Annotated in this window: 15 protein-coding genes; 10 read left to right on the plus strand and 5 right to left on the minus strand. The window is 64.4% G+C overall.

The genetic code is table 11. The features are described 5' to 3' along the window. Positions 1-84: 84 nt before the first annotated feature. From G154_RS23020 to G154_RS23030, 3 genes are read right to left on the minus strand one after another with little or no spacing between them, the layout of a single operon-like run. Entirely contained in the window at positions 85-1239 is a 1155-nt protein-coding gene (locus G154_RS23020) for an AAA family ATPase (RefSeq protein ID WP_019514550.1), read from the minus strand. Beyond that, entirely contained in the window at positions 1233-2273 is a 1041-nt protein-coding gene (locus G154_RS23025; protein ID WP_019514551.1) for a DNA polymerase IV, read from the minus strand. The genes G154_RS23020 and G154_RS23025 overlap by 7 nt, the downstream gene beginning before the upstream one ends. Continuing rightward, complete coding sequence (locus G154_RS23030; protein ID WP_019514552.1) at positions 2270-2878, minus strand: TetR/AcrR family transcriptional regulator; 609 nt, start codon at positions 2876-2878, stop codon at positions 2270-2272. The genes G154_RS23025 and G154_RS23030 overlap by 4 nt, the downstream gene beginning before the upstream one ends. 88 nt (positions 2879-2966) lie before the next feature. Between G154_RS23030 and G154_RS23035 the strand changes: the two genes are divergently transcribed. The 8 genes from G154_RS23035 (at position 2967) to G154_RS23070 (ending at position 10110) form a co-directional block, all read left to right on the plus strand. Continuing rightward, on the plus strand, positions 2967-3503 hold the full coding sequence (locus tag G154_RS23035) for an NADPH-dependent FMN reductase (protein ID WP_019514553.1): 537 nt from the start codon (positions 2967-2969) through the stop codon (positions 3501-3503). A 429-nt stretch (positions 3504-3932) separates the two neighbouring features. After that, positions 3933-4175 carry a glutaredoxin-like protein NrdH gene (gene nrdH, locus G154_RS23040; protein ID WP_019514554.1) on the plus strand — a complete coding sequence of 81 codons (243 nt, stop codon included), beginning with the start codon at positions 3933-3935 and terminating at the stop codon, positions 4173-4175. Between the two features lie 30 nt (positions 4176-4205). Next, positions 4206-4652, plus strand: coding sequence for a class Ib ribonucleoside-diphosphate reductase assembly flavoprotein NrdI (gene nrdI, locus G154_RS23045; protein WP_019514555.1), 447 nt, complete (start codon positions 4206-4208; stop codon positions 4650-4652). After that, on the plus strand, positions 4619-6787 hold the full coding sequence (gene nrdE / locus G154_RS23050; RefSeq protein ID WP_031601417.1) for a class 1b ribonucleoside-diphosphate reductase subunit alpha: 2169 nt from the start codon (positions 4619-4621) through the stop codon (positions 6785-6787). The genes nrdI and nrdE overlap by 34 nt, the downstream gene beginning before the upstream one ends. A gap of 169 nt (positions 6788-6956) precedes the next feature. After that, on the plus strand, positions 6957-7313 hold the full coding sequence (locus G154_RS23055) for a hypothetical protein (RefSeq protein WP_131701309.1): 357 nt from the start codon (positions 6957-6959) through the stop codon (positions 7311-7313). 943 nt (positions 7314-8256) lie between these two features. Continuing rightward, positions 8257-8757: a helix-turn-helix domain-containing protein gene (locus G154_RS23060; RefSeq protein WP_131701308.1), complete on the plus strand. Its 501-nt coding sequence runs from the start codon at positions 8257-8259 to the stop codon at positions 8755-8757. A 47-nt stretch (positions 8758-8804) separates the two neighbouring features. Then, positions 8805-9506 carry a TetR/AcrR family transcriptional regulator gene (locus tag G154_RS23065; protein ID WP_234713075.1) on the plus strand — a complete coding sequence of 234 codons (702 nt, stop codon included), beginning with the start codon at positions 8805-8807 and terminating at the stop codon, positions 9504-9506. Beyond that, entirely contained in the window at positions 9499-10110 is a 612-nt protein-coding gene (locus G154_RS23070; protein WP_019514560.1) for a TetR/AcrR family transcriptional regulator, read from the plus strand. The genes G154_RS23065 and G154_RS23070 overlap by 8 nt, the downstream gene beginning before the upstream one ends. Here G154_RS23070 and G154_RS23075 read toward each other — a convergent pair. After that, positions 10107-11468 (minus strand): AarF/ABC1/UbiB kinase family protein, encoded by a 1362-nt coding sequence (locus G154_RS23075; protein WP_031601418.1) that lies wholly within the window; start codon positions 11466-11468, stop codon positions 10107-10109. The genes G154_RS23070 and G154_RS23075 overlap by 4 nt on opposite strands. Positions 11469-11857: 389 nt before the next feature. On the opposite strand from G154_RS23075, the gene G154_RS23080 reads away from it, so the two are divergent. Beyond that, a complete protein-coding gene (locus tag G154_RS23080) occupies positions 11858-12493 on the plus strand; it encodes a nucleotidyltransferase domain-containing protein (protein WP_019514562.1) in 636 nt (211 codons plus the stop codon). 30 nt (positions 12494-12523) lie between these two features. Next, on the plus strand, positions 12524-12769 hold the full coding sequence (locus tag G154_RS23085) for a hypothetical protein (protein WP_019514563.1): 246 nt from the start codon (positions 12524-12526) through the stop codon (positions 12767-12769). Positions 12770-12781: 12 nt separating this feature from the next. Here G154_RS23085 and G154_RS23090 read toward each other — a convergent pair whose 3' ends face one another. Then, positions 12782-13159: a DUF5997 family protein gene (locus G154_RS23090; RefSeq protein WP_023985540.1), complete on the minus strand. Its 378-nt coding sequence runs from the start codon at positions 13157-13159 to the stop codon at positions 12782-12784. Between the last annotated feature and the right edge of the window lie 21 nt (positions 13160-13180).

The raw sequence follows: 13180 nt of genomic DNA on the forward strand, positions 1-13180 counted from the left end.
GGGTACTCGTTCGGATCGCCCGGGCGCTCGTTCATGAGTCCGATGCTAGGTGGTCGATGGCAGGCGGTGGCGGCCGACGGCCGGTCAGCGCTTACCCCAGTCCCACGGCGGAGCGGTCAGCATGGTCTGGCCCTCGATGAGGGTTTCACCCCACTCCTTGACCAGTTCCACGGTCAGCGCGCCGGCCGCATCGAGCCGTTCCCGCATGACGGTCGAATGGGTGACGACGATGACCTGGGTTGCCGCAGCGGCGTTGCCGATCATGCCGGCCAGAGCGGGGATCAGGTCCGGGTGCAGCGAGGTTTCGGGCTCGTTGAGCACCATCAGCGACGGCGGTCGGGGACTGAGCAGCGCCGCGGCCCACAACAGGAAACGCAATGTGCCGTCGGAGAGCTCCGCGGCCCGTAGTGGGCGCAGCATTCCGCGCTGGCGCAGCTGCAACTCGAAAAGTCCGTCGTTGGCGACCACCGATACGCCTGCGCCGTCGAAGGCATCGGATATGGCGCCCTGCAGCTCGCCGTCGCCGAGCTCGATGATGGTCTGTAGCGCGGCGGCCAGGTCGGCGCCGTCGTCGGCGAGCACCGGCGTGCGGGTGCCCACCCTGGGCTGGCGGGCCGGTGCACCGGCGTCGGAGCGGAATCCGTCATAGAAGCGCCAGTCGCGCAGGCGGTTGCGGACGGCGTTGATCTCGGGGAGCGCCCCGGCGTACTCCGCGAGGACGCTGCGGTACAACGGCAATGCGCGGGACAGATCGGTGAACCCGCGCCCGGTCTCGTCGGCAACGTCGGCGTGCGGGCCGTTGCGGCGGACCAGCGCCGAGGACGGCCGCAGTCGCGGCCCGGCGAAGATGGCCTCGCGTTTGATCTCCGGATCGCGGCCGAAAAGCGAGGCCGGCCCGGCGTGCTGGGGCATCCCGAGATCGACCAGATAGCCGAATTCGTCTGAGGCGAAGCCGAGTTCCAGTGATACCGGGCGGGTGCGCACGGTGCCCTGGGTGCTTCCGGTCCGACGGGCTCCCGAGGTCTGCTCGGGTCCGGCCCACAGCGCTGATTGCAGGCCTCCTTCGCGGGCCAACGAGGCGATGACCTCCCCGCGGCCGCAATCCGCGAGCAGCATGAGGGCGCGGTACAGCGAGGACTTGCCGGTGCCGTTGGCGCCGGTGATCACGGTCAGCTGCTCCAGCGGCAACAGGACTTCGCGCAGTGATCGGTAGCCGCGGACCGCGATCGTGTTCAGCATGGCATCTCCAGTTCCAATCGGACACCGAGCAATCGGATGGGACGGTCCAGATCGAATTCGTCGAGCAGCGCCAATGCCACACGCTGGATCTCCGCAGGGTCGTTGCCCGGTGCGGCGAGCTTGCGGATCTTGGTGCGGGTGAAAAAGGTGGCGGTGCGCACGGTGACAGCGACCCGGGTGACGGTGCGGCCGTCCGCGCTGACCTCCGTCAGCGTCGTGGACGCCAGATCGACGACGGCCGAGTCCATATCGGCTCGATCGGTCAGATCGTGCGCGAACGTGACGGCGTGGCTGCGGGATCGTGGCACCCATGCCTGCGCGTTGATGTCGGTGTCACCACCGCCCTTGGCCAGCAGGAGAAGTTGCAGGCCGGTGCTGGGACCGAACGTCGAGGTGAGCGTCGTGGCGTCGGTTTCGGACAGCTCTGCGACGGTCGATATGCCCATGGCGGCAAGCTTTTTGGTGGTCTTGGGTCCGACGCCCCACAGTGCGTCGACGGGTCGGTCACCCATCTGCGCCATCCAATTCGACGCGGTGAGTGCATATACGCCATCGGGTTTGGCGAAACCGGTGGCGACTTTCGCCCGCTGCTTGTTGTCGCTGATCCCCACCGAACACCTCAGCCCGGTCTCGGCGGCGATGACGGTCCGGATGCGTTCGGCGAGCTCGAACGGATCGGCCACATCGGCGCCGAGGTAGGCCTCGTCCCAACCCCAGACCTCCAATGGATGGCCGAGATCGCGCAGCAGGCCCATCACCTGCTCGGAGGCGGCATCGTAGGCCTGCGGATCCGCGGGTAGGAACGTCGCGTCGGGGCACTTGCGGGCCGCCGCCCGCAACGGCATGCCGGCGTGTACGCCGAACTCCCGCGCCTCGTAGGAGGCGCAGGTCACCACCTTTCGGGGTTCATGCGGATCACCGCTTCCACCGACGATCACCGGCGTCCCGACGAGTTCGGGGTGGCGACGCAGTTCCACCGAGGCCAGGAACTGGTCGAGGTCTATATGAAGGATCCAGCTCAGGTCCGTCGTCACGTGCCACAGAGTTTGCGGGCGACATCGTCCCAGCCGGCGGCGAGTTCCTCGAGCGTCTTGCCGCGGTCTGTCATCTCGTGGGCCACACGGTCGGCATCGAGCAGAGCGAACAGTGCATCGGTCTGGGCGTCGAGATCGCCTGTCGTCCCTGCGGATTCGAGCAGCATTCGGACATGGCGGCGGTGCAGGGTTGCCGGGGAGTTGTAGCGGGTATGCGGATCGCGTGCGGCATCGGAAAGCAATGCTCGGTGGGTGTGGACGAAGTGCAGTCGGCTGTATCCGTAGGCGAGCAGTCTCTCCAGTGGCGGGGCGCCGGGTCCCAGCGGGGGAGGGCCGAACATGAATGCCTGTTGCTCGGCGATCTCATCCTCGTCGAGCAGCACGATCATCAGACCGGACCTACTGCCGAAGCGACGGAACAGGGTGCCCTTGCCGACCCCGGCGGCCGCGGCGACATCGTCCATCGAGACGGCGTCGGCTCCGCGCTCGGCGATCAGGCGGCGCGCGGCATCGAGGAGCAGGGCGCGGTTGCGCGCCGCATCGCCGCGCTCGGCCGGGACGGCGGACGAGAGCGGCAGCACGGTGAGAGGTTCGGGTGCGCCCACACCTGCACTTTAACTCAGCCGGAATTATTCGGACCGTGGTCCGGTTATCCTGTGCAAGGATCACCCGACGACGGAAGGAACCTCGAACATGACCAACGTGCTGGTACTCATCGGAAGCCTGCGGAAGGCATCGATCAATCGGCAGCTCGCCGAGCTCGCCGTCGAATCCGCGCCCGAGGGCGTGACACTGCAGCTGTTCGACCGACTGGGTGAGCTGCCGTTCTACGACGAAGACATCGACAACGACGACGTGGCCGAGCCGGTGCGGGCGCTTCGCGAGGCCGCCGCTGCCGCGGACGCCGCGCTGGTGGTCACCCCGGAATACAACGGGTCGATCCCCGGTGTGCTCAAGAACGCCATCGACTGGTTGTCGCGTCCGTATGGCAGTGGCGCTCTGCAGGGCAAGCCGTTCGCCGTGATCGGCACCGCACTGGGTCAGTATGGCGGCGTCTGGGCACACGACGAGACCCGCAAGTCGTTGGCGATCGCCGGGCCGCGGGCGGTCGAAGACCTCAAGCTGTCGATCCCGTCGGCAACCCTCGACGGTAAGCATCCGCGCGAGCATGCCGAGGTCGCCGGTCAGGTACGCGAGGTGGTCGGCAAACTGGTCGCCGAGGTCGGCTGAACCGATTTGACAAGAACCGCCCGGGAGCGTTGCTCCCGGGCGGTTCTGTCGTTCCGGCGACCGCGTGGCAGGGGCATGGTTGTCGGACCCCGCCGATAGAGTGCGACGCACCCCCGGATGTGATCTGCGACACGCCGTCCGATGACACGCCCAGGGGCTTACGACCTGGGAATTTCACGAATGTTGTTCAGAACATCTTGTATCTCTTCGGTTTGTCGGACACTAGGTGTAGTGTCTGACGGACCGCGAGGCCCCAACGCCACAGGGGCCCGGCGGAGCGAGATCCACCCGGTACCGGCCACGCCGGACACCACGGATCCAGCTCCGGGGGACCGGAATTTCCGGGCCCTCCGGACCGCTGAATTGAAGTGAATTGCATAACCAGAGCAGTTGCCCGTCCCAGTCATGCACGAGCGTAGGAGCCGCTAGATGAACGTCACCGTGTACACCAAGCCCGCTTGCGTGCAGTGCAATGCCACCTACAAGGCGTTGGACAAGGCGGGTGTCGCGTACGACGTCGTCGACATCACCCTCGACAACGAGGCCCGCGACTACGTGATGGCGCTGGGCTACCTGCAGGCACCCGTGGTCGTCGCGGGCAACGAGCACTGGTCCGGATTCCGTCCCGACCGCATCAAGGCGTTGGTCGGAGCATCCGCCGTCACTGCCTAGACCATCCAGCCGACCGAGAGGAGTGCAGACGTGAGCAACCTCGTCTACTTCTCCAGCGTCTCGGAGAACACCCATCGTTTCGTGCAGAAGCTCGAACTGCCTGCCATCCGGATTCCACTCAAGGAACGGATCCAGGTCGACGAGCCCTACGTACTGGTCCTGCCCACCTACGGCGGCGGACACGCCAACGGCCCGGATCCTGACCGCGGGGGCTATGTCCCCAAGCAGGTGATCGCCTTCCTCAACAATGAACACAACCGGTCGTTGATCCGCGGCGTCATCGCCGCGGGCAACACCAACTTCGGCGCCGAATTCGGCTACGCGGGGGTCGTCGTGTCTCGTAAGTGCGGCGTTCCATTTCTCTATCGCTTCGAACTCATGGGAACGACGGACGACGTCTTCGCCGTCCGCGCAGGATTACAAGACTTCTGGAAGGACCAGACGTGCCACCAACCGTCACAGCTGCAGAACCTGTAACCACCGGCGCTCACGCGCTCCCGGGGGAGACGGACTACCACGCGCTCAACGCGATGCTGAATCTGTATGACGCCGACGGCAAGATTCAGTTCGACAAGGATGTCCAGGCCGCGCGGGAGTATTTCCTGCAGCACGTCAACCAGAACACGGTGTTCTTCCACAGCCAGGACGAGAAACTCGATTACCTGATCGAGAAGGAGTACTACGAGCGCGAGGTGCTCGACCAGTACAGCCGCAATTTCGTCAAGAGTCTGCTGGATCGGGCATACGCCAAGAAGTTCCGCTTCCCGACGTTCCTGGGTGCCTTCAAGTACTACACCTCCTACACCCTGAAGACATTCGACGGTAAGCGTTACCTGGAGCGCTTCGAGGACCGCGTGGTGATGGTCGCGCTGACGCTGGCCGCCGGTGACACCACGCTGGCCGAAAAGCTGGTCGACGAGATCATCGACGGCCGCTTCCAGCCGGCCACCCCGACATTCCTGAACTCGGGCAAGAAGCAACGCGGCGAGCCCGTCTCCTGCTTCCTGCTGCGCATCGAGGACAACATGGAGTCCATCGGGCGCTCCATCAACTCGGCGTTGCAGTTGTCCAAGCGTGGCGGCGGAGTCGCGCTGCTGCTGAGCAACATTCGCGAGCACGGTGCGCCGATCAAGAACATCGAGAACCAGTCCTCGGGCGTCATCCCGATCATGAAGCTGCTGGAGGACTCGTTTTCCTATGCCAATCAGCTCGGCGCACGGCAGGGCGCCGGCGCGGTGTACCTGCACGCGCACCACCCCGACATCTACCGGTTCCTCGACACGAAACGAGAGAACGCCGACGAGAAGATCCGGATCAAGACGCTCTCGCTGGGCGTGGTGATCCCGGACATCACCTTCGAGTTGGCGAAGAAGAACGAGGACATGTACCTGTTCTCGCCGTACGACGTCGAGAAGGTGTATGGCGTTGCCTTCGCGGACATCTCGGTGACCGAGAAGTACCACGAAATGGTCAATGACGGTCGGATCCGCAAGACCAAGATCAAGGCGCGCGAGTTCTTCCAGACACTGGCCGAACTGCAATTCGAATCCGGCTACCCGTACATCATGTACGAGGACACGGTCAATCGTGCCAACCCGGTGGAAGGCAAGATCACCCACTCCAACCTGTGCTCGGAGATCCTGCAGGTTTCGACGCCGTCGCTGTTCAACGAGGACCTGTCCTACGCCAAGGTGGGCAAGGACATCTCGTGCAACCTCGGTTCGCTCAACATCGCCAAGGCGATGGACTCACCGGATTTCGCCCAGACCATCGAGGTGTCCATCCGCGCGCTGACCGCGGTCAGCGACCAGACCCACATCTGGTCGGTGCCCTCGATCGAGCAGGGCAACAACGAGTCGCATGCCATCGGCCTCGGTCAGATGAACCTGCACGGATACCTGGCGCGCGAGCGGATCATGTACGGCTCCGAAGAAGGTGTGGACTTCACCAACATCTACTTCTACACCGTGCTCTACCACGCGATTCGTGCCTCCAACCGGCTCGCGATCGAACGCGGCCGGGCCTTCGGTGGATTCGAGAGATCCAAGTACAAGTCGGGGGAGTTCTTCGACAAGTACACCGATCAGGTCTGGGAGCCCGCCACCGACAAGGTGCGCACGCTCTTCGCCGATGCCGGTATCCGCATCCCGACCCAGGATGACTGGAAGCGGCTGAAGGAGTCGGTGCAGACCCACGGCATCTACAACCAGAACCTGCAGGCGGTCCCGCCGACGGGCTCGATCAGCTACATCAACCATTCGACATCGTCGATCCACCCGGTCGCGTCGAAGATCGAGATCCGCAAGGAAGGCAAGATCGGTCGCGTCTATTACCCGGCGCCGTACCTGACCAATGACAACCTGGAGTACTACCAGGATGCCTATGAGATCGGGTACGAGAAGATCATCGACACCTACGCGGCGGCGACCCAGCATGTGGATCAAGGGCTTTCGCTGACGCTGTTCTTCAAGGACACCGCGACCACCCGCGATGTCAACAAGGCGCAGATCTACGCGTGGCGTAAGGGGATCAAGACGCTGTACTACATCCGACTCCGCCAGATGGCCCTGGAGGGCACCGAGGTGGAGGGCTGCGTGTCCTGCATGCTGTGAATTGAGTCGACTGATCGGCGGGTCGGGGGAGATATCCCCCGACCCGCCTTTCGTTTTCGGCGGGCTCGTCGGCGGGCAGGAGGAAAATTGCCGACATCGGTGCCCTGGTGCGGCGGTTAGGCTGACACCAGTGCGGCGCCACATCAGCTGCGCCGGTGAGGGGGACACCGTGACTACCGAGTTGGTGATGGTGCTGGCAGATGATTCCGATCCAGAACGTGTGATCGGCCTGGTCATCGGACGGTTACTGATCCTGGGCCTGATCATCTGGGGCATCGTGCATCTGATCCGCAAGCGTCGCCGCCGCGGGCAGCTCGCTCGATCGCCGCAGCCGTACTGGGATGGGAGCGCATGGCGTCATCCCCAGCAGGGCCAGCAGCCGCAACCGTACTGGGATGGAACGGCCTGGCGGAACCCGCAGGAGCAGTACCCGCCGCAGCCCGGTCCGCAGTGGCCGCAAGCCAGTCCGTCGTATCCGCCGGCCCAGCCGCCGTATCCGCCGGCCGGTCCGGGATCGCCGCGCTAGGTATCGGCTCAGCAGGTCGAGTCGCAGGTCACAGCGCGTCAGCTCCGACTCCGGGTGTGGCCGTGACGTTAAACGATTGACAGGTCAGTCACCTATATGTCAGTCTGATCTTGTAGGCGGTGCCGATGGCCGAAGGCCGTATGCGCCGGGGTCGGGGTTCGTGTCAGGGGGGCGCGATGGTCGAGATGTGTGCAGGCGGGTCATCGCGGTGGCGGCCGTGCTGCGGTGTGGCCACATGATGACCGTGGGCGTTGTTGTGCTGTGCGCCTGCGTCGTCGTTGTGGTCGGCACCTTGGGGGGTGTGGCACGGCCGTCACGCACACGTACATCTGTGGTCTCTCGCGACTGCCCGTGCCGTGAACAACGCCCGGAACACTGCCTGAACCGCCACGCGCTCTGAGTCATTCGACGGTGGCGGCGAACCGGTCCCGTGTGCGACTGGGGGGATCGCCGCCAGGGATCTCTTTGTTCGCTTCGCCTGGAAAGGACGGCCACGTGCCTTCATCGACACTCACGAATCGCGACATTGTCTGTCCTGCAATGCCGTTAGGTGAATCATGGTAACGCCGGGTCGGAAAGAAGATCGTGCGCCATGCCCGGTGATCTCGTTGCCGGTGCGACGGGTTGCCGCCCCCGCTGCGGCACCGGCCGAGGAGCGGCATCGCGCCTCGGTCGCGCGACTCGACTCCTTTCACTGGTTCTCCTCGTGCACCTGCGGATGGAGCGGGCGGCCGGTGATGTTGCCTTCGGTGGCGGTGGTCCAAGCGCTCGAACACTGCGCGCGGGGGACCTGTCTGCCCGCCCAGCCGCTCCGCGCGCGGCGCAATCCGGTGTGCTCGGTTGTCCCGCTGCCTCTTTCGTCCGATGGCGAACGGCAGGCCGGCGCGATCGAACGACGCCGACGTCAGCAGTCATGGTCGACCGTCAAGGGAACGGGAATCTGGTGAGCGTGCGCAACGGGAACGTCATTCGTTCGTCCAAATGGAAAAGGCAGACACCAGAGGGGGCGGCCGACGTGCGCGATGACTTCGCCGACCGATTGAACCGCCTTTTTCAGGTGGTGCACCCGCTTTGGCGTGGACCGTACACCAGCCGAGAAATGCTGCAGGAGTTGTCATTACGCGGCCACGTACTCTCGGCGCCGTACCTGTCGCAGCTTCGGTTGGGGCGCCGGATCAATCCGTCGCGCGCGACCATCGATGCCATCGCCGATTTCTTCGGCGTACGTGCTGACTACTTTCTGGCGCCCGGCGGCGGGTATCAACGCCAGGTGGACGAGGATCTCTACTGGCTCGGCGTGGCACGCGACCCCCTCGTGCGTCGCATCGTATCCGGGCTGCTCGAACTCCCTGCGGAGTTGAGTGACGAGCTTCTGGCTGCGGCCGAGGCCCGGGGCGCAGCCTCTGTTACCGAGGGTGCTGCCGACCGGGCCGAAGCGGGGTAGCGACCTGTCCTAGTATGTGCGGTCGCCCTCAGTCGAGATACCCGAGCGTGTACTCTTTGCCGGTGCGTCGGTCAAGCGGATCCGCGGGAGAGGGGCGGCGCGTTCGCGGCCGCCCACCGAATCCGCAGCTCCAAGAGGAGCGACGAAACGCCATCATCGAGTCCGCTTACGCGGTGCTGACACAAAAGGGCTACGAACGCACATTGATGTCCGACGTGGCCCGCCATGCGCACGTGTCGAACGGGACGCTGTATCGGTACTTCGAGAGCAAGCGTGAACTGGTCGACCGCATCTTCGACTACGCGGTGACCAAGGCGATCGCAGCGCTCAACGTCGACTCCGTTGTCGACGAGATTGAAGCCACGGACCGTGAGCCGTTGGAGCTGATCACCGCTTTTGGCTCGCGGTTGTTCGCGCTGGTGGATGAAGATCCGGCCATCATTCGTGTGCTGACCGTCGAAAGCAGCGCCATCGACGCTGAATTGCGTTGGCGGGTAATCGGTCTACTCGGTGTGATCGATGCCGGCGTAGCGCAATTGTTCGAGCGGTTCGCGCCGGAGAGCAGCGCAGACCGCGACGTGTGGAAGATGTTGAGTCGGATGATCGTGGGAATGGCCGGGCCGGGTCTGGCGATGTCGCTGGCCGGTGACGGCACCGCGACCATGCGGACCGAGTTCCTTTCGATGATGAAATCGGTTGCGACGGAAGGGCTTCTCGGGCAGGTCGATGAGGGAGACGACAATGCCTGATCGCGCGAGGCAACTGTATGAGGCGGCGGTGGCCCTGTTCTTGGAGCGTGGTTACCGCGACGTCGACGTCGACGATATCGTCGCCGAGTGCGGGGTGAGCCGAGGCACGTTCTACGGGTCCTTCCGAAACAAGCGTGACCTGCTGGACGCGATCATGATTCGTTCCCTGGATGACCTTGGGGCCGCTGTCTTCGTCGATCGCGACTGGTCGGCGGTGGCCGATCGGGACGCCTTCGTCGACGAATTTCACGCGCTGGTACGCAGAGCGTTACAGCATGCCGTCGACCATGCCGAGTTGTTGTCCTTCGTCATTCTTGCCGCACCCGGCGTCGATGCCGACGCGCTCAAGGCCATGCTCGGCGGCTATCGTCAGCTCAGTGCTCAGGTGACCGATATCCTCTCGATCGCTGCCGAGCGGGAGTGGCTACGGTCGGATGTACCGATCAACATGGTGTGGGCCGGTCAGCTCGTGGTATCGACACTCACCCAGGCCGCTTCGCCGGTTCTGCTGGGTTCCGGCGAGCCGTTCGATGTCGACGAGATCAGCACTTTCGTCGCGAACTATCTGCTGGGCGGACTCCCCGCAGTCTTGCCTGCCGGCTAAGGCCGGCCTCGACGCGCTGCGTCCTCGTACTCGGCTATCGCCCGGCCCATCTCGGTAGCCGGCGGATGGCCGAATGCCCACTCGGAGGCGATGTCATGCCAGTTGTTGGCCGATTGAAGTGTTCCCAACAGCGCGCAGACACTCATTTCGGTGCGCCGGGCGAACGCGTGCGGTCCGAGCATCCGTTGGGAGAAGATGCCGTCCCGGAAATCGGACCGTGGCAGCATTGCTTGCGACAAAGCCTTGTACGCCACCTTCTCGGTGATCTGGGCTACGCCGGGCAACAGATACCACCCGGCGACCGCATGCATGTAATCCATCGTCATCTCGGGCGGCATCGCCTCGGCATCGGTGAGGAACCCCGCCCGGCGCGTCAGCTCGTGCACGGTGGCGGCGTCACCCTTCATCGCGGCGGCCAGGATCGAACGCTGGCAGTCCAGATCATCGGGGGACATGCGAACGTAGAGGCCGAAGTCGAGAAAGGCCAGACGGCCGTCCTCGAGGACCAAGATGTTGCCCGGATGCGGGTCGGCGCAGAACCGACCGGTGGTGTAGATGTTGCCTGCGTAGAAGCGATAGATCGCCTCACCGAGACGATCGCGATCGGTCTGGTCGGTCGGTGAGAATGTGTGCAGCGCCCGTCCTTCGACATATTCGGTCACCAGAATGCGCGCCGAACACAGCTCGTCTATCGGCTCCGGTATGGCGAAGACCGGGTGCTCGCGGTTGCTCTCGTAGACCGAGCGATGATTGTCCAATTCCAACCGGTAGTCGAGCTCGGATTCGATCTGTTGGCGTACCTCCTGCATCACCTCGTCGAGACCGGGTACCGGATAGAAGGGTCGGCGCAACCGAACAAGCATGGCCATGTTCTTCAGATCGGCCCGCACCGCGTCCCGCGCGAACGGGTACTGAATCTTGACCGCTACAGCGCGTCCGTCGCTCAGGGTGCCTCGGTAGACCTGTCCGAGCGATGCGGTGGCCACCGGCACCTCGTCGATGTGCGCGAGCAACCGCCGGCTGGACGGGCTGATCTCCTTGTCGATGAGCTTGAACATGGTGGCGTTGGGGACCGGAGGTGCGGCGTTGAACAGCGGTTCCAGGCGGCGGCTGAACTCGGCGCGCGATTCTTGGGAACTGAGTCCGAAGTTGAGTACCGAAATGATCTGGCCCAGCTTCATCGCCGCCCCGCGCATAGTGCCCAAGGTCTCCACCAAATCGTCGGCAAGACGCAGCATCTGCTCGTCGCGCGCGCGAGCCTGCTCCTCCTCGGATTGAAATGGTCGACGCGCCGCGTCGACGGCATGGCGGGCCGCCTGACGGGCGGCGACCTTGCCCAACTGTGTTGTGCGGCTCACCCGGGACGCGCTCTTCGGGGAGCCCTTCACTCGGGTGCACCGTGCAACTGGGGAATCTCAGTTAACGACCTCGTCGACCCGGCAGAGATGCAGAGATAGTTGCTGAACTTGCTGGCCATTGCGTTCTTCGGACGGCGCGTCCCGGTCCTCTTTGGCTCTACGTGCACAACAACCACCATCTGCGCAATTCCCCCCAACGATGCACTGTTGCCCCGAAGTCCCGTTGCCGTACGTTCTCCGTGTGGTCGGCAACCGTTGGCGCAATGCTACCCGCACTTGATCAGTGCGTCCGCAGGCTTTTCAGCCTCGCGCCGGGCGGTGCGCCGCCCATAGCCTCGTGGGGCAGCGGCGACTGCCGCCACGCAATTCGTGTCGGTGGGGAGAGACCGGTGGGTGTGGAGGAAGACGGGGCGGTGGCGCAGGGTGACTGGGAACCCTGGACTCCTGCCGAGGTGGCTCAACGGCTCGCATTCGTCGATGCGCCATGGGCCGTGGCAGCAGGCTGGGCGCTGGACCTTTTTGTCGGTGAGGTCACCCGCACGCATGAAGACCTCGAGATCGTCGTTCCGGCAGCCCGCTTCGCCGAGATCGTGGCTGCCCTTCCGGGATTCCAGTGGAAGGTGGCCGGGGACGGGCGGATCTGGCCGTACCCGCGATATCTCGACCGGCACTTCCAGACGTGGCTGTGGGACGTCGAGCAAGACTGCTTCCGGCTCGATGTCTTTCGCGAGCCGCATACCGAGGGTCGATGGGTGTGCCGACGCGATCCGAGCATCACCCTCGACTACGCGGAGCTGATTCTGCGAACCCCCGCCGGGGTGCCCTATCTCATTCCCGAGGTCGCCCTGCTGTTCAAGGCCAAGCATGTACGCGACAAGGACGAAGCCGACTTCGCGCGGGTGCTTCCGGAATTGAGTTCGCCGCGACGAGACCGGTTGCGCGGCTGGCTGACTCAGGTACATCCCGGTCACCACTGGATCGATGCGCTCTGCGGGCCGCCACATCCACCATTGGTAGGTTGGTAGTCGAGTCGGTGAAGGAAAGGTGGAGCCAGCGTGGCGGGCAAGTTGTGGAAGGACCTGCATCCGGCGGGCAAGGCACTGATAGTTGTTCTGACGGTGCTCGATGCGGGGCTGCGGGCCATGGCGCTGCGCGATCTCTCTGGCCGCGACGCTCAACAGGTCAACGGGCCGCGCTGGCTGTGGCGCGCCGCGCTCGGGTTGGTGACATCCTCGGGCGTTCTGCCGCTGGCGTACTTTGTGAAGGGACGCAAGCGGGCTGTCGTCACACCGATCAGGTAGGCCGTCGGCCCGCTAGCGTCGGGTGGCGCGCTGCGCTTTGATGCGACGCTCCTCGGTCAACACATTCTGGAAACTCTCGCGCTCGGCGATCAACCAGTCCGGCTTGTCCTCCAGCAGTGCGTTGATCTGCTCGGTGGTCAAGGCTTCGGTGATACCGCCGCGTGCCAAGCCCGCGATGGATACACCCAACTTGGCGGCGACCAGATTCTTCGGGTGCGGCCCATTCTTGCGAAGGTCCTTCAGCCACTGCGGCGGGTCCTCTTGCAGAGCGGTGAGCTCGGCACGGGTGATGGTGTTCTCCTGGAACTCCGCCGGGGTGGCAGGCAGGTAGACATCCAACTTCTTGGCCGCGGTGGCGGACTTCATGGACTGCGTGTTCTGCCTACTCATGAATCCAGCGTATCGGTAGCC

The organism is Mycobacterium sp. VKM Ac-1816D (assembly GCF_000416385.1).
Lineage (GTDB): Bacteria > Actinomycetota > Actinomycetes > Mycobacteriales > Mycobacteriaceae > Mycobacterium > Mycobacterium neoaurum_A.

Coding starts and splice junctions, on each gene's coding strand:
- G154_RS23070 (WP_019514560.1), top strand. CDS start 9,499: ATGCCTGATCGCGCGAGGCAACTGTATGAGGCGGCGGTGGCCCTGTTC.
- G154_RS23090 (WP_023985540.1), bottom strand. CDS start 13,159: ATGAGTAGGCAGAACACGCAGTCCATGAAGTCCGCCACCGCGGCCAAG.
- nrdH (WP_019514554.1), top strand. CDS start 3,933: ATGAACGTCACCGTGTACACCAAGCCCGCTTGCGTGCAGTGCAATGCC.
- G154_RS23035 (WP_019514553.1), top strand. CDS start 2,967: ATGACCAACGTGCTGGTACTCATCGGAAGCCTGCGGAAGGCATCGATC.
- G154_RS23020 (WP_019514550.1), bottom strand. CDS start 1,239: ATGCTGAACACGATCGCGGTCCGCGGCTACCGATCACTGCGCGAAGTC.